The organism is Vreelandella subglaciescola (assembly GCF_900142895.1).
In the GTDB taxonomy this organism is placed as follows: Bacteria; Pseudomonadota; Gammaproteobacteria; order Pseudomonadales; family Halomonadaceae; genus Vreelandella; species Vreelandella subglaciescola.
This window is the reverse complement of the sequence record NZ_LT670847.1, coordinates 58,072-73,371: the sequence shown is the minus strand read 5'-3', so window position 1 is coordinate 73,371 and position 15,300 is coordinate 58,072. Positions and strand designations below refer to the sequence as shown.

12 protein-coding genes are annotated in these 15,300 nt (G+C 61.2%); 3 read left to right on the top strand and 9 right to left on the bottom strand.

Translation table 11 applies throughout. The features are described 5' to 3' along the window. Positions 1-147 precede the first annotated feature (147 nt). Both mfd and B5495_RS00330 read left to right on the top strand, forming a co-directional pair. A complete protein-coding gene (gene mfd, locus B5495_RS00335; RefSeq protein WP_079550329.1) occupies positions 148-3,597 on the top strand; it encodes a transcription-repair coupling factor in 3,450 nt (1,149 codons plus the stop codon). Between the two features lie 18 nt (positions 3,598-3,615). Beyond that, positions 3,616-4,824: a L,D-transpeptidase family protein gene (locus B5495_RS00330; RefSeq protein WP_231897207.1), complete on the top strand. Its 1,209-nt coding sequence runs from the start codon at positions 3,616-3,618 to the stop codon at positions 4,822-4,824. A 105-nt stretch (positions 4,825-4,929) separates the two neighbouring features. Here the strand turns inward: B5495_RS00330 and B5495_RS00325 are convergent, their stop codons facing one another. The 4 genes from B5495_RS00325 to topA all read right to left on the bottom strand — a co-directional run bounded on the left by B5495_RS00325 (position 4,930) and on the right by topA (position 9,361). Next, positions 4,930-5,193, bottom strand: a complete 264-nt coding sequence (locus tag B5495_RS00325) for an Lpp/OprI family alanine-zipper lipoprotein (RefSeq protein ID WP_079550327.1) — start codon at positions 5,191-5,193, stop codon at positions 4,930-4,932. A 278-nt stretch (positions 5,194-5,471) separates the two neighbouring features. Further along, positions 5,472-6,104, bottom strand: a complete 633-nt coding sequence (locus tag B5495_RS00320; RefSeq protein WP_079550326.1) for a L,D-transpeptidase family protein — start codon at positions 6,102-6,104, stop codon at positions 5,472-5,474. Between the two features lie 55 nt (positions 6,105-6,159). Further along, entirely contained in the window at positions 6,160-6,624 is a 465-nt protein-coding gene (locus B5495_RS00315) for a hypothetical protein (protein WP_079550324.1), read from the bottom strand. 106 nt (positions 6,625-6,730) lie between these two features. Further along, a complete protein-coding gene (gene topA, locus B5495_RS00310; protein WP_079550322.1) occupies positions 6,731-9,361 on the bottom strand; it encodes a type I DNA topoisomerase in 2,631 nt (876 codons plus the stop codon). 281 nt (positions 9,362-9,642) lie between these two features. Between topA and lipA the strand changes: the two genes are divergently transcribed. Further along, on the top strand, positions 9,643-10,728 hold the full coding sequence (gene lipA, locus B5495_RS00305) for a lipoyl synthase (RefSeq protein ID WP_079550320.1): 1,086 nt from the start codon (positions 9,643-9,645) through the stop codon (positions 10,726-10,728). 57 nt (positions 10,729-10,785) lie between these two features. Here lipA and lipB read toward each other — a convergent pair whose 3' ends face one another. The 5 genes from lipB to mltB form a co-directional block, all read right to left on the bottom strand. Beyond that, positions 10,786-11,454, bottom strand: a complete 669-nt coding sequence (gene lipB / locus B5495_RS00300; RefSeq protein ID WP_079550318.1) for a lipoyl(octanoyl) transferase LipB — start codon at positions 11,452-11,454, stop codon at positions 10,786-10,788. A 1-nt stretch (position 11,455) separates the two neighbouring features. After that, entirely contained in the window at positions 11,456-11,767 is a 312-nt protein-coding gene (locus B5495_RS00295; RefSeq protein WP_079550316.1) for an HP0495 family protein, read from the bottom strand. Positions 11,768-11,793: 26 nt separating this feature from the next. Continuing rightward, complete coding sequence (locus B5495_RS00290; protein WP_079554821.1) at positions 11,794-13,017, bottom strand: D-alanyl-D-alanine carboxypeptidase family protein; 1,224 nt, start codon at positions 13,015-13,017, stop codon at positions 11,794-11,796. 175 nt (positions 13,018-13,192) lie between these two features. Beyond that, on the bottom strand, positions 13,193-14,212 hold the full coding sequence (locus B5495_RS00285) for a septal ring lytic transglycosylase RlpA family protein (protein ID WP_231897206.1): 1,020 nt from the start codon (positions 14,210-14,212) through the stop codon (positions 13,193-13,195). Positions 14,213-14,226: 14 nt separating this feature from the next. After that, positions 14,227-15,300, bottom strand: coding sequence for a lytic murein transglycosylase B (gene mltB, locus B5495_RS00280; protein ID WP_079550312.1), 1,074 nt, complete (start codon positions 15,298-15,300; stop codon positions 14,227-14,229).

The following is a 15,300-nucleotide window of genomic DNA, read 5'->3' as shown; positions in this document are numbered from 1 at the left end:
GACGAGCCTGCCAGCTAACGAATCTACCAAACAACGGGGCCTGACTGATCGGCTGCACAATGCTTGAACAGCCAATCGTGTATGATCAGGGCTTTCTTTCCCGTCTTTCCTTTCCAGCGCAAACCGATATCGACTATGCCATCGACTATGCCGACTTTTTCCCTGCTCGAACCGCCCACGCCCCAAGGTACCCGCGATACGCTTTTCTGGACCTCACCGCCCGGTAGTGCCGCGGCGTTGGCGCTGGCCCGTGCCGCAAGGCACGCTCCGCTGCTGGTCATCACACCCAGCACCGCAAGCGCTCAGCGCCTTGAGCAAACCCTGGCTTTTTATAGCGACGTGCCGGTGCTGCCCTTTCCCGACTGGGAAACGCTGCCTTACGACAGCTTTTCCCCGCATCAGGATATCGTCTCGGCCAGGCTGCGCACCCTGCGCAAGCTTCAGGGCGGCGTTCACGGCATTGTGCTGGTGCCCATCAACACGCTGATGCAGCGTTTGCCGCCGGTGGACTACATCGCCGGGCGCGTACTCACGCTTGCCGCCGGCGATACGCTTGACCGCGAGCCGCTACGTGAAGCGTTGACTCGCGCTGGCTACCGCGCGGTCGAAACCGTATTTGAGCCCGGCGAATACGCCATGCGCGGCGCCTTGATCGATCTTTACGCCATGGGTATGGAACAGCCCATTCGCATTGACCTGTTCGACGATGAAATCGACACCCTGCGCTACTTTGACCCCGGCTCCCAGCGCTCCAGTGAAAAAGTCGAGCGCGTGGAGCTTTTGCCCGCTCACGAATACTCGCTGTCGCGCAGCGCTATTGCCTGCTTCCGCGAACAGTTCGAGACGCTGTTTGACGTCGATCCGCGCCAGTGCCCGCTGTATAATGACGCCCTCAAGGCCATCCCGTCACCCGGGCTTGAGCAGTACCTGCCGCTATTTTTTGAACAGACCGCGTCGCTTTTCGAGCACCTGACCGACGCCACCCACGTCGCGCTGTTGCCTGGCGTGTTCAACGCCGCCGAACAGCACTGGAATGCCATCGAGGCGCGCTACGCCAACTTAGGCGTTGACCCGACGCGCCCGCTGTTGCCGCCCCACCGCGCTTTCTGGCCGGTTAGCGACATCTTTGCCGCGATCAAGCAGCGCCCGCGCATCGAGCTCACCGACGACACCGATCACCGCCACGCCCAGACGCCCGGCGCCATGCCGCCGCCGGACGTAGCCATCAACGCGCGTAGCCACACGCCGCTGGCCGCACTTGAGCGTTTTATCGCCCAGCAGCCGGATGCCCGCATCCTGTTTGTCGCGGAGTCCCGCGGCCGGCGCGAAGCGCTGGAAGACCTGCTCGCACCGCTATCGCTCAAACTCGCCCACGTCGAGCGCTTTGCCGACTTTATCGACGGAAGCCAACGCTTTGCGCTGACCGAAGGTCAGGTCGACGCCGGCCTCTGGCTTGACGCGCAAAACGTCGTCGTCATCACCGAGACCGAGCTGTTCGGCGACGTGGTGCGCCAGAGCCGGCGGCGCGAAAAAGCCACCGACGACAACGAATTTGCCGTGCGTCACCTGTCCGAGCTCAAGCCCGGCGCACCGGTGGTGCATCAGGCCCACGGCGTGGGTCGCTATCAGGGTCTTGAAGCGCTGGAGGCAGGCGGCCAGGCCAGCGAATTTCTGGCGCTTGAGTACGCCAACGGCGCCAAACTCTACGTACCGGTCGACAGCCTGCACCTGATTTCGCGCTACAGCGGCGCCGACGATGAGCACGCACCGCTGCATAAGCTGGGGTCGGATCAGTGGGAAAAAGCGCGCAAGAAAGCCGCCGAAAAAATCCGCGACACCGCCGCCGAGCTGCTCGATATCTACGCCCGCCGCGAAGCTCAACAAGGCGTGGTTTACGACACGCCGGGGGACGACTACCAGCGCTTTTCGGCCAGCTTCCCGTTCGAAGAAACTCCCGATCAGGAGGCCGCCATCAACGCCGTGGTCAGGGATTTGACCGCGCCACAGCCGATGGACCGCGTGATCTGCGGCGACGTCGGCTTCGGCAAGACCGAAGTGGCCATGCGCGCGGCCTTTCTCGCCGTGCAGTCCGGGCGCCAGGTAGTGGTATTGGTGCCGACCACCCTGCTGGCGCGCCAGCACTTTGAAAATTTCCGCGACCGCTTTGCCGATACCGCGGTCAATATTGGCCTGCTGTCGCGCTTTACCGGCGGCAAAGGTTCAAGCGACGCACTGGAAAAAATCAAAAACGGGCAAACCGACATCGTGATCGGCACCCACAAGCTGCTGTCCAAGAGCGTCGAGCTGCCCAAGATGGGGCTTTTGATCATCGACGAAGAACACCGTTTCGGCGTCACGCAAAAAGAAAAACTCAAAACCCTGCGCGCCGAAGTCGACATTCTGACGCTGACCGCCACGCCGATACCGCGCACGCTCAACATGGCCATGAGCGGCATCCGCGATTTGTCGATCATCGCCACGCCGCCGGCCCGGCGCCTATCGGTAAAAACCTTTGTGCAGCAGCGCAACGACGGCGTGATCAAAGAGGCCCTGCTGCGGGAAATACTCCGCGGCGGTCAGGTCTATTTTCTGCACAACGAAGTCAAAACTATCGAAAATGCCGCGGAAAAAATACGCGAACTGGTGCCCGACGCGCGCGTGGTAGTAGCCCACGGCCAGCTTCCCGAACGCAGCCTGGAGCGGGTGATGTCGGATTTCTACCATCGCCGCTTCAACGTACTGGTGTGCTCCACCATCATCGAGTCCGGCATTGACGTGCCCAGCGCCAACACCATTCTGATTGAGCGCGCCGACAAGTTCGGTCTCGCCCAGCTGCACCAGCTGCGTGGGCGCGTTGGCCGCAGCCACCACCAGGCCTACGCTTATCTGCTCACCCCGCCGCCCAAAGCCATGACTCGGGATGCGATCAAACGCCTGGAGGCCATTAGCGCATCAGACGACCTGGGCGCGGGCTTTACCCTTGCCAGCCACGACATGGAAATCCGCGGCGCCGGCGAACTGTTGGGCGACGAGCAAAGCGGGCAGATGGAAACCATCGGCTACACGCTGTACATGGAAATGCTCGACCGTGCGGTGAAGGCCATCCGCGCCGGCAAAACGCCCAACATCGACGCACCCTTTGATAGCGGCGTGGAAATCAGCCTGAACCTGCCGGCGCTGATTCCTAATGATTACATCCACGACGTGCAGCAGCGTCTGGTCATGTACAAGCGGATTGCCAACACCACCGACGACGGCGAGCTGAAAGAGCTGCAGGTTGAACTGATCGACCGCTTCGGGCTATTGCCCGCGCCGCTCAAGCATCTGATGCGCCAGACGCGACTGCGCCAGCGCGCCGAACAGCTGGGCATCAAGCGCCTGGAAGCCGGTGCGGCGCGCGGCCGCCTCATCTTTGATGCCAAGACCCGGGTTGACCCGATGACGCTTGTCAGCCTGATTCAGCGCGCGCCTGCCGAATACCGCCTGGACGGCTCTGACACGCTACGCTTTACGCTGCCCATGGAGAGCGTTGACGCACGTTTTGAGCAGATTGAAGCCCTACTGCATACGCTTAACCAGAAAACCGCCGCCGCCTGATAACGTCAAGGACCCCACATGACATCACAAAAAACTGACCATCGCCGCCTGCGCAAGGCACCTGCCGTCACGCTACTGGCCGCCGCCATCGGTGCGGCCTGGCTGACCCTGCCGGCCACCGCCAGCGCGGTATCGCTGAAAGACGCTGCTGCTGAAGAGACGGGCAATATCTCTGCGGCAGCCTTGAGCAGCGTTAAAACGCTGATGACCGCACAACAGGAACAAGCGGCGTCAAAGAAACAGCAGACCTCCAGGCAGCCGGCGCCGGCTGCTACTCCCAACGACCTGCCGCGCGGGCAGTTTCACCTGCCCGACGAAGGCGATGTAATCGGCAAGCACTACACCATCGTCGTGCAGGACCAGGAGCAGACGCTGGTGGACATCGCCCGCCAGCACAACATCGGCTACGAAGAAATCCGCATGGCGAATCCCGGCGTTAGCCTATGGGTTCCCGGCAAGGGCACCGAAGTAACCATCCCCAGCCGCTACCTGCTGCCTGACGCGCCGCGCAAAGGCATTATCATCAACCTTTCCGAACTGCGTCTGTATTACTATCCCGCCGACAAACCGGGCATCGTCGAAACCTACCCGGTCAGCGTCGGGCGTGAAGAGTTCGCCACTCCCGTGGGCGTCACGCGCACCACTATCAAGGTCAAGGACCCCGCCTGGGCACCGCCTGCCTCCATGCGTCGCGAAGCCGCCGAGCGTGGCGATCCGGCGCCTGAAATCGTGCCCGCCGGGCCGGATAACCCGCTGGGGCGGCACGCCATCCTGCTGGACCTTCCGAGCTACCTGATTCACGGCACCAACCGCCCCGAGGGCGTCGGCATGCGCGTCAGCCGCGGCTGCATCCGCATGTACCCGGAAGACATCAAATCGCTGTACGAGCGCCTGCCCGGCAACACCCGGGTCAACTTGATCGACGCACCTTTCAAGGCCGGTTGGGACGCTGACGGCAGCCTGCTGGTGCAGTCGTTTCCCCAGCTCGAAGAAAACAGCGTAGATGTGGAACCGCTGCTCGACGCGCTGAAAATGGTCGACGCGCAAACCAAAGACGGCGTCGAGATTGACTATGCCCGGGTAAAACAGGCCATTGGGGACTCTGACGCCAGCATCATCGCGCTTACCGGCCCCCAGGCATCGCCAACGCCCGACGCCGCCAAGTCACGCAACACGGCAGAGTTACTTGAGGAGATTCAGCTGGAAAGTGCCTCAGCCGGAGAATAAAATAGCAACGACCAGACAAACAAAAAACCCTGCCGAGGCAGGGTTTTTTGTGCTTTGTACAAGCACCGCATAAGGCATAAAGCCCGCTGCGGCTTCCATGCGGTCTTACTTCTGCATGGAGCGCTCGAACATGCGGTTCATCTCTTCACGGTTCTTTTCAGACATCTGCAGGGCAGCACGTGCGTCACGCTGTGCCTGGTTTGCAGTATTCAGCGCCTGAGAAGCGGTGCTACGTGCTTCAGCGGCGTCAGCCTGAGCTGATTCTGCCGTCGTGCGAACTTCTTCCAGCGCGCCGGAAGAGGCACAACCAGCGAGGATTGCCAGTGAAGCGGCAGCGGCGGACATTTTCAGGGTCGTCTTCAGAGTCATAATGTTCTCCTTGAGTCTTCCTTGGTACTACATTAATTGAACGACAGGCGCCAAGACTAAAGGCCTTGGACCACCTTGTCTACCTGCAAAAAGCAGGCTCACTGCAGCGACCTGTGCCGCGAAGCACAGACGCGAAACGCAGTTGTATTACAGCGCACAACGTTTGTCTAGCATCGCATGTCCAAATGCTGAAACTTTGAACAATCTTCGACAACAACAGCTTAGCGAATAACAATTGAGTTAGCGAATAACAATTGAGTTAGCGAATAACAATTGAGTTAGCGAATAACAATGCGAGTGCCGATGCCCACAAGCTCGTCCATGCGCTCCACCTGCGTATCCGTCATCGCCACGCAGCCTTGCGTCCAGTTGAAGCGCCTGTGCACCTCAGGATCGGCTTCACCCAGCCCGTGCAGGCCTATAGCGCCGCCCAGCACGGTATTCTGCGGTGGTGCGCCGTACCGGCGGTAATGATCGAAATACGCATCGTAGTCTTGCTGTGAATAAACCCCTGACTGCAGCGCCATGCGCGCATGTGCCGGTGTGGGGTAGTCGACCCCCATGAAAATATGCCAGCGGCTGGCATAATTGAAGCGGTTGATACGAAACTCGCCCAGCGGCGTGACACTGCCCCCGCGAATGCGCTGGGTTTCTGCCCCACCGCGGCCAAGCGACACCGGCGTAAAGTGCTCAATGCGGTCATGGCCGCGATAAATATCCAGGGTCGACGCCTTATCATCCACCAGCACCCACAGCTCATCCGGATGGCGGGGCCTGACCGCTGTGGCCAGCTGCTTGTCGACCAGATCCACAAACGCGATCTCCGCCAGAAAGCCGGCGCTTGCCGGCGCCGCGTAGGTGGCCATACAAGCCAGCGCGCCGACAAGAAAGCGGCGACGGTGTAAAAACATAGGCGTACTCTTTCGTTGTGCTGTTTCGCTGTACGTTCTCGCTATACGTTCCTAGCTAAAGATCGCTGAACTCTTCAAACTGCGACACGATACGGCGCACTTCGGCTTCGTGGCCTTCGGCCAGCGCGTTGAAAAAATCGGCCGATTCGGGAATGGCCGCTTTTTCTGCGCGGTACGCGTACAGGCGCTGAAGCGCGTTATGCGCCTCCACCGAGACATTCATGGCCGCATCAATGCTGTCGTAGGTGGCGTACTGCGCCAGACGCTCAAGTTCGGGAGGCTGGGGAAAATCCGACGCATCGTCAAACCAGGTGTTAAGCACTTTCTGATGCTCGGAATCGTCGGCAAGAGCATCCTCCAGCCCGGTTTTCATACGCAGCTCTTCGCTGGCGAGATAGTCGAGCGCCATTTGCAGGCGCTCGCTCTCGGCCTCTTTCGCCGTATCGCTGAACTGGCGGGCCATTCGCCCATGAAAATCAGCGGCCCAGGCCACCAGATCGCGAACTTGGTTATAGCGCATATCCCTCTCCTTTGTATGCTCGTGACACGCCACGCGTACGACACCGGCACACGCCCCGGGTTCACACACAACGCCTGGCGAAACGCCTGCTTCACTGCCCTCGCCGTTACTTTTTACGCTTGTCTTCCACGACCCACTGACCGTCTGCAAAGTTGGCCTTCCAGCCCGTGGCTTTGCCGTCTTCATCGGTCATCACGAACTGCTCCTTGCTCTTGCGCGAAAAACGTATCTGGGTCGGCCGGCCGTCGGGGTCTTCGCTGGGCGCCTTGAGAATGAAGTGATACTTCTCGGGCAGTTCGTCGGCGTGCGCCTTCAGCTCTTTGACCAGCGGCGGGCGGGTTTCACGATTCTTGGGAAACTTGCTCGCCGCGAGGAACAGCCCGCTGGCGCCGTCGCGCAGCACGTAGTGGTCTTCCACCTTCTGGCAGGCAAGCTCGGGCATGGGGATCGGATCGATCTTGGGCGGCGCGACTTCGCCGCTACGCAACAGCTTGCGGGTGTTCTTGCACTCTTCGTTGGTGCAACCGAAGTACTTGCCGAAGCGCCCGGATTTCAGCTGCATCTCGCTGCCGCACTTGTCGCACTCGATCACCGGGCCTTCATAGCCCTTGATCTTGAACTTGCCGGCTTCTATTTCGTAGCCGCGGCAGTCGGGGCTGTTGCCGCAGATGTGCAGCTTGCGCGCCTCGTCGATCAGGTAGCTGTCCATGGCCGTTTCGCAACGGGGGCAGCGGCGTTTGGCGCGCAGCGCGTCGGTTTCGGCATCTGCGCCGGCGTCGTCGGCAACGGCTTCTTCGCCGGGAATCAGGTCAATGGTGGTTTTGCAGCGTTCCTTGGGCGGCAGGTTATAGCCGCTACAGCCCAGAAACACCCCCGTCGAGGCGGTGCGGATCTGCATGTGACGGCCGCATTTGGGGCACTCGATGTCGGTCGGCACCGGCTCGTTGGGACGCATGCCGTCTTCGCTTTCGGCGCGGGAAAGCTCTTCACGGAACTCATGGTAAAAGGCGTCGAGCAGCGCGCGCCAGTTGCGTTCACCCTCGGCCACGTCGTCCAGCCCGCCTTCCATCCGCGCGGTAAAGGAATAGTCCATCAGGTCGGGGAACGACTCCTTGAGCCGCTCGGTGACGATGTCGCCAAGCTTTTCGGCGTAGAAACGCCGGCTTTCCAGCCTGACGTAGCCGCGATCCTGAATGGTGGAAATAATCGCCGCATAGGTCGATGGCCGACCAATGCCCTGCTTTTCCAGCTCCTTGACCAGCGCCGCCTCGGTGTAGCGCGCCGGCGGCTTGGTGAAGTGCTGCTGCGGATCCAGCGCGTCGAGCGTCATCGGCGTGCCTTCGGGCAGATCGGGCAGGTGCTGATCCTCGTTCTTGCCCGACGGCTTCATCACCCGGGTATAACCGTCAAACTTCAGCACGCGGCCTTTGGCGCGCAGCTCAAAACCTTTCACGTCGATGCTCAGGGTGCTCGACAGGTACTCGGCCGGGGTCATCTGGCAGGCCACAAACTGCCGCCAGATCAGCTCGTACAAACGCTCGGCGTCGCGCTCCATGCCGGCCAAGTCGGTGGCCTTGCGCTCAACGCTTGACGGGCGAATCGCCTCGTGCGCTTCCTGAGCGCTTTCCTTGCTGGTGTAGCGAATAGCGTCTGCGGGCAGGTAACGCTCGCCAAACTCTTCGCCAATAAAGCCGCGCACGCCTTCCACCGCGTCGTTGGACAGGTTGGTGGAGTCGGTCCGCATGTAGGTAATGTAGCCCGCCTCATAAAGGCGCTGGGCCATGGTCATGGTCTTTTTGACCGAGAAGCCCAGGCGCCCGCTGGCCGCCTGCTGCAGCGTCGAGGTAATAAAGGGCGCGCCGGGCTTGGAACGCGTGGGCTTGTCTTCCCGGGCGGTAATCGAAAAGTCGGCCTTGTTCAGCGCGGCAATGCGCTCAAGGGTGTCGGCCTCTGACGTGGGACGGAAAGCCTTGCCGTCCTGGCGCGCCAGCGCAAAGCGCACGGCCTCGCCCTCGGGCGTTACCAGATCGGCGTGGACGTCCCAGAACTCTTCAGGAATAAACGCGCGGATCTCGCGCTCGCGCTCGACGATCAGCCTCACGGCCACCGACTGCACCCGCCCCGCCGACAGCCCGCGGGCCACTTTGGCCCACAATAGCGGCGAGAGCATAAAGCCCACCACGCGGTCGAGAAAACGCCGCGCCTGCTGCGCTTCTACCCGGGGAATGTTCAGCGTGCCAGGTGCTTTAAAGGCGTCCTGAATCGCGTTTTTGGTGATCTCGTTGAACACCACGCGCTTATAGCGCCCTTCGTCACCACCGATGGTCTCGCGCAGGTGCCAGGCAATCGCCTCGCCTTCGCGGTCCAAATCCGTGGCCAGGTAGACGGCGTCGGCATCGGCGGCCAGCTTTTTAAGCTCTGCCACCACCTTCTCTTTACCCGGCAGCGTTTCGTATTGCGCCTCCCAGCCGTTATCCGGGTCGATGCCCATGCGGCGGATGAGCTGGGTGTGCGCCTTGCGCTTTTTATGCACCACCTTTTCGTCTGCCGACATCTTGCGGGTTATCGCCGCCTGACGCGCGCGCTCTTTAGGGTCGACAGCGGTTTTACTCGAGCCGCTGGTCGGTAGATCACGTATGTGGCCCACGCTCGACTTGACGATAAAATCGTTGCCGAGATACTTGTTGATCGTTTTCGCCTTGGCTGGCGACTCCACGATGACCAGTGACTTGCCCATAGTGCTCCACTTAAATAAATGTGCCGACGATAAAACGGCAGTTAACAGGCCATATCGCGCGCTGCGTGGCGCTTTTGCACGAGTGAAAAAATGCGCCTACCCTAACCCACGCCCAAAAGAAGCGCTAGCCCGGTTCCGGCATTACCGCGCTACCGGGAATATCTTGCGTGCCGGTTGTCATGTTACATTAGTCGTATTTACCGACGTATTCATTGACGTGCTGATGCCCCCGATTTTTGGCGGTTTAGCCCGTCATCGCACAGTAGAGGCTCTTTTCACCCATGAGCAACGATACCTCGCAGCGCGTGCAAAGCGGCGCAAAGTTCCGCAACGAACGCGGCACGTCTGTCATCAAGGACGGGATCAAACAGCGTAAGGCTCAGCCGGCAGCGCCCGCCGCTGAAACGGCGTCTACAAGCCAGCCGCTGGAGCGCAAGCCAAAATGGCTGCGTGCCCGGATTCCCGGCGGCGAGCGTTTTGAAGCGGTCAAGAAAAACGTCGCCAACCACGGTTTGAGCACCGTGTGTGCCGAGTCGCACTGCCCTAACATGGGCGAGTGCTGGAGCAACGGCACCGCCACCATCATGCTGATGGGCGCGGTCTGTACCCGCGCCTGCCGTTTCTGCGCGGTGGATACCGGCAACCCTCAGGGCTGGCTGGATACCGACGAGCCGGAAAACACCGCCAAGTCGGTCGAGCTGATGGGGCTTCGCTATATCGTCCTGACCTCGGTTGACCGCGACGACCTCGACGACGGCGGCGCCGGCCACTACGCCAGCTGCATCCGTGCGATCAAGGCGCGCACGCCCGAGGTCGTGGTGGAAGCGCTGACCCCCGATTTTGACGCCGATCCAGCGGCTATCGAGCGGGTCGCGGATTCCGGCCTTGAGGTGTTTGCCCAGAACGTCGAAACCGTTGAGCGCCTGACCGGCCGCGTGCGCGACCCGCGCGCAGGCTATCGTAAAACCCTGGACGTACTCGCCCACGCCAAGCGCTACCGCCCTGACGTCATCACCAAAACCAGCCTGATGCTGGGGCTGGGTGAGACCGACGAAGAAATCCTGCAGACGTTTGATGACCTGCGCGAGATCGGCGTGGATATCGTCACCCTCGGCCAGTACCTGCGCCCGACCAAAAACCACCTGCCGGTGGAGCGCTGGGTTACGCCCGAGGAGTTTGACCGCTACCGCGTATTGGGGCTGGAAAAAGGCTTCATGGAAGTGCCGTCGGGCCCTCTGGTGCGCTCCAGCTACCGTGCTGACCGCGTATTCGAGAAAAATAACCTGGGGCTGGCCTCGCCCGCCGCAGTGCCCGGCCAGGAAACCGCCGATAACGCCAACCTGATTGCGGTCGAGAACGTCGGCTAACGCTGGCCTATCTGGCGCCCAAAGCCCCACCTGTCGTAGAGCGGCAGGTGGGGCTTTTTATTCCCGGGTCACAAGCGTGCGTTCGAGCCGCGCTGCCAGCGCTTGCGCCAGCTGCTCGCCCACCTCAGCGACGCTCACGCGACGCTCGGTCAACGCTGACATTCGCGCCATCGGCAGGCCCGCATAGCCGCAGGGATTAATCCGCGAAAACGGTTCCAGGTCGCAGTCAACATTCAGCGCCACGCCGTGAAAACTCGCGCCGCGACGAATACGCAGCCCCAGCGAGGCAATCTTGGCCTCGTCTTCGCCACCTTCACCGCCGTTATGGGTCACATAAACGCCCGGCGCATCCGGCCGCGCGCGGGCGCTAATGCCGTAGCCCGCCAGCACGTCGATCACCGCATTTTCCATCGCCGTCACCAGGTCGCGTACGCCCCATTTGGCGCGGCGCACGTCCAACAGCGGATACAGCACCACCTGGCCGGGGCCATGGTAGGTGACCTGACCGCCGCGGTCGGTCTGCACCACGGGAATATCGCCGGGCATCAACACATGCTCGGGCTTGCCCGCCTGCCCCTGGGTAAACACCGGCTCGTGTTCCACCAGCCAGAACTGATCCGGCGTTTGCGCGTCGCGCGTATCAGTCAGTTCGCGCATGGCTTCCCACACGGGCAGGTAAGAACGCAGGCCCAAACGGTGCAGCGCAATCCCGGTGGAGTCACTCACGCTACACCACCATATGAACGCGACCGGTGGCTTTCAGATCAACGAACAGCTGGTTGATCTGCTGCTCGCCGGTGGCGCGAATGGTCAAACGCACCGACTGAAAGCGACCGTTGCGGCTGTCGATCACCTGAATATTGGCGGCGTTGAAGTCGGGCGCGTGGCGCTCGACGACCTGACACACCGCTGCGGAAAAGTCGTCCGCCGCATCGCCGACCACCTTGATGGGGTAGTCGCACGGGAAGGTGATTTTGGGGGGCGTTTTGCCCCCTGTCTGGCGTAAATCACGAAATGATTTGGTGCCGCTTGGCTGCATAATTCTTTCCACGCGGTTGGTCGTATTTAGTCGGTAAAGCGGCTAAACAAGCCGCTGAAAAAGCGCTGCACCTGATCCATCAGGCGCTTGAAGAACCCGCCTTCTTCGACGTCTTCAAGCGCCACCAGCGTGCGTGTACCGACCACCTTGTCGCCCAGCGTGACGTCAAGCGTGCCGACGTCATCGCCTACCGAAATGGGGGCGCTCATGTCACTTTTCAAATTAATCCGGGCGCGCAGCTCTTCGTTGCGGTTGCGCGGCAGCGTCATGAAGACTTCCTTGTCGACGCCAACGCGCACTTCGTTGATGTCGCCGCCCCAGATCCGCGGATTCGCGAGCACGGCACCGCGCTCGTAGAGGTGCTTGGTTTCATAAAAGCGAAAACCGTAGCTGAGCAGCTTTTGCGATTCCTGAACCCGGGCTTCTTCTGATTTTGTTCCCATGACCACCGCAACCAGCCGCATATCCTCGCGCTTGGCCGACGATACCAGGCAATAGCCCGCCGCCTCGGTCCAGCCGGTTTTCAGCCCGTCAGCGGAAGGGTCGCGCCACAGCAGGCGGTTACGGTTGGACTGCTCGATGCCGCCATAGGCAAAATCGCGCTCGGAGTACATTTTATAGTGTTCGGGGTAGTCGTTGATAATATGCTGGGCCAGCCGCGCCAAATCATGTGCGCTTGAATAGTGCCCCTCCACCGGCAGGCCGGTGGCATTTTCAAAGTGGGTGTTTTCCATGCCCAGACGAGCCGCGTGCTGGTTCATCAGGTCGGCAAACTGCGCCTCACCGCCGGCAATATGTTCCGCCATGGCCACGCTGGCATCGTTGCCCGAGACGATGACGATGCCGTGCAGCAGTTTTTCCACGGGCACCTGACTGCCCACTTCAATAAACATCTTGGAGCCGCCGGTACGCCAGGCCTTTTCGCTGACGTTGACCTTGTCATCCGGACTGAGCGAGCCGCGATCCAGCTCACGCTCGGCGAGATACGCCGTCATCAGCTTGGTCAGACTGGCCGGCGGCAAGCGCTCATCGGCGTTGTTTTGCGCCAGAATATGGCCGCTGTTGGCGTCCATGAGAATCCATGAATTGGCCGCCAGCTGCGGCGCGGAGGGAATAATGGTTTGCGGCTGCGGAATGGTCTGCGCGTTTGCCGGCATGGATGTCAGTGTGCCAACCGACACCAATGCAGCCGAAAACAGGGCAGCACCGACAAAGGTACGTAAAGAGAACAGGCGTAAAGACTGCCCCATCGGGGCCGCCAGGCTGAACATTGACCGTTTTCCCGACGAGTTCGTTAACCGTGTTTTTAGCTGTTTATTAAACGGTTTTTTTAACAACGCTTTCATTACATGACTCTCGCTTATCAAGCATTCGATGACGTTCAACAACAGCGTACCCGCTGCCGCTTACCGGAAAAGGGGCGCATTATCGCACGATAAACGCCTGGGGAAAGCCTGCGCGGCGCAAAGTGTCGCGCAGGGCGGCTTCGCCGGAGACCGAGCCAACCGGCCCGACCTGCACCCGATACATGCCATCGGCTTCGGCAATCCGCACCGCGTGGCTCAGCTCGCCTTGCAGGCGACGCTTCAGTTTCACGGCGCCCTGCCGGCTTTCCAGCGCCGCTACCTGCCAATAGGTGCCGCTATCTGACGCGGCCGGCTCAGCCTGACCTGCCGGTGCTTCAGGCGCTGCCGCAGGCTGTGTGACGTCATTGCTTGATACGTCACTGCTGGGTACATCCTTGCGCGCGATGGCGCGGGGTGGCCTCTCACCCGATGACACGTTGCCGTGCCGGGCCAGCCACTGGTCCGGGTCAATGGCTTCCACGTTGACGCGCCCCGTACCGTGGTCGGTCAGCCCAAGCCGTGAGGCCGCGGCGTAAGACAGGTCAATCACCCGCTCGCTATGAAAAGGCCCACGGTCATTGACCCGTACAATCACTGACTTGTTGGTGCCTACCCGCGTGACACGGGCAAAGGTGGGCAGCGGTAGTGAACGGTGCGCCGCGCTCATCTCGTACATATCGTAAATTTCACCGCTGGACGTGGCATAGCCATGAAATTTTTTGCCATACCAGGACGCCGTGCCGGTTTCGTTATAGCCCTTGGCATCAGGCAGTACCCGGTAGCTTTTCCCCCACACCGAGTAGGTGGAACGATTGCCCGCCCGGGACAACGGCTCCTTGCGCGGTATGGCGTCGGGCACGTCAGATACGTCAGGCGGATCAAGCGGATAGGCGTCGGCGCTCATGGCATAGCGCCCGCCGCCCGAGGCATCATCATCGGTGTTGCCACCCCCCGTCGCGGCCTTTTTCGCGGGCGCTTCGGTAGCGCTTTCAGGCGTCGGCGGCGCAGCGCTCTGACTGGCACAGCCGGCAAGCGTCAGCAGCGTGCAGGCAATACCTGTACACAACAGCGTGCGGGGCGTAACGACGGGCCATGTCATGCCTCGGCGGTGTCTCATGCCTGCTCCTCATCTTGATCGAGTGACGCGTGCTTTTGCGCAATAGCCTCGGCCAGCTCGGCCACTGCCATGGCGTAAAGGTGGCTGTGGTTATAGCGCATGATCACGTAAAAATTGAACCCGCCCAGCCGGTATTCGGGCGCGCCCTCCTCCATGGCAAAACGCAGCGGCACCACAAGGCGCTCAAGGTCCTGAGCAAATGACTCAGCACCGCTTCCAACCGGCTTGATACCGGCTTGCGCTGCCTCATCAAGCGTCACCGACGGCCGCGAGGTTTGATTCAGCGCGATGGCGTCAGGCGGCGTTTCCGGCCCTTCTGCCGCCTGGTAAACGGCCTCGCCGGCACGCCAGTCGTGCTCGGAAAAATAGCTGGCTACGCTACCAATGGCATCCACCGGGTTGTGCCACAGATCGCGCTTGCCGTCGTCGTCAAAGTCGACCGCATAAGCGTCGTAGCTGGTAGGAATAAACTGCGGGTAGCCCATGGCACCGGCATAAGAACCCAGCAGCGTGCCGGGGTCGACGCCCTGCTCGAAGGCAAGGCGCAAAAACGCCGCCAGCTCGCCGCGGAAGAAGTCGCCGCGCTGCGGGTGCTCAAAGGCCAGCGTGGCCAGCGAATCCAGCACGCGGTGCTTTCCCGTATAGCGTCCGTAGTAGGTTTCCACGCCGATAATCGCCGTTATCACTTCGGGATCCACGCCATATTCTGCCTGCGCTCTATCCAGCGCCTCGCGATACTCGCGCATAAACGCGGCGCCTTCCTCAATGCGCCGATCGGACATGAAAATAGCCCGGTACTCCGGCCATTCCATACGAAACTCGGCGGCACCAGACATGGCGTCCAGCACTTCCTGGCTGGCATTTGCCTGGCTCAGCGTGTCGACGAGAAAGTCACGCGGCAGGCCTTGCTGGCTAAGCTCATCCACCAGCACTGCGGCATCCGAGCCCGCCTGCCGAGGATCAAAATCAGGCGCGGCAACGGCGCTGCCGGCAACGCCCAGTGCGCCCAGTGCGCCCAGCACCATGGCCGCCGCCTGCAGTCGAAAGCGTAGCTGAGAGGCTTTATACAT

Coding starts and splice junctions, on each gene's coding strand:
- mfd (WP_079550329.1), top strand. CDS start 148: ATGCCGACTTTTTCCCTGCTCGAACCGCCCACGCCCCAAGGTACCCGC.
- B5495_RS00330 (WP_231897207.1), top strand. CDS start 3,616: ATGACATCACAAAAAACTGACCATCGCCGCCTGCGCAAGGCACCTGCC.
- B5495_RS00325 (WP_079550327.1), bottom strand. CDS start 5,193: ATGACTCTGAAGACGACCCTGAAAATGTCCGCCGCTGCCGCTTCACTG.
- B5495_RS00320 (WP_079550326.1), bottom strand. CDS start 6,104: ATGTTTTTACACCGTCGCCGCTTTCTTGTCGGCGCGCTGGCTTGTATG.
- B5495_RS00315 (WP_079550324.1), bottom strand. CDS start 6,624: ATGCGCTATAACCAAGTTCGCGATCTGGTGGCCTGGGCCGCTGATTTT.
- topA (WP_079550322.1), bottom strand. CDS start 9,361: ATGGGCAAGTCACTGGTCATCGTGGAGTCGCCAGCCAAGGCGAAAACG.
- lipA (WP_079550320.1), top strand. CDS start 9,643: ATGAGCAACGATACCTCGCAGCGCGTGCAAAGCGGCGCAAAGTTCCGC.
- B5495_RS00295 (WP_079550316.1), bottom strand. CDS start 11,767: ATGCAGCCAAGCGGCACCAAATCATTTCGTGATTTACGCCAGACAGGG.
- B5495_RS00290 (WP_079554821.1), bottom strand. CDS start 13,017: ATGGGGCAGTCTTTACGCCTGTTCTCTTTACGTACCTTTGTCGGTGCT.
- B5495_RS00285 (WP_231897206.1), bottom strand. CDS start 14,212: ATGACATGGCCCGTCGTTACGCCCCGCACGCTGTTGTGTACAGGTATT.
- mltB (WP_079550312.1), bottom strand. CDS start 15,300: ATGTATAAAGCCTCTCAGCTACGCTTTCGACTGCAGGCGGCGGCCATG.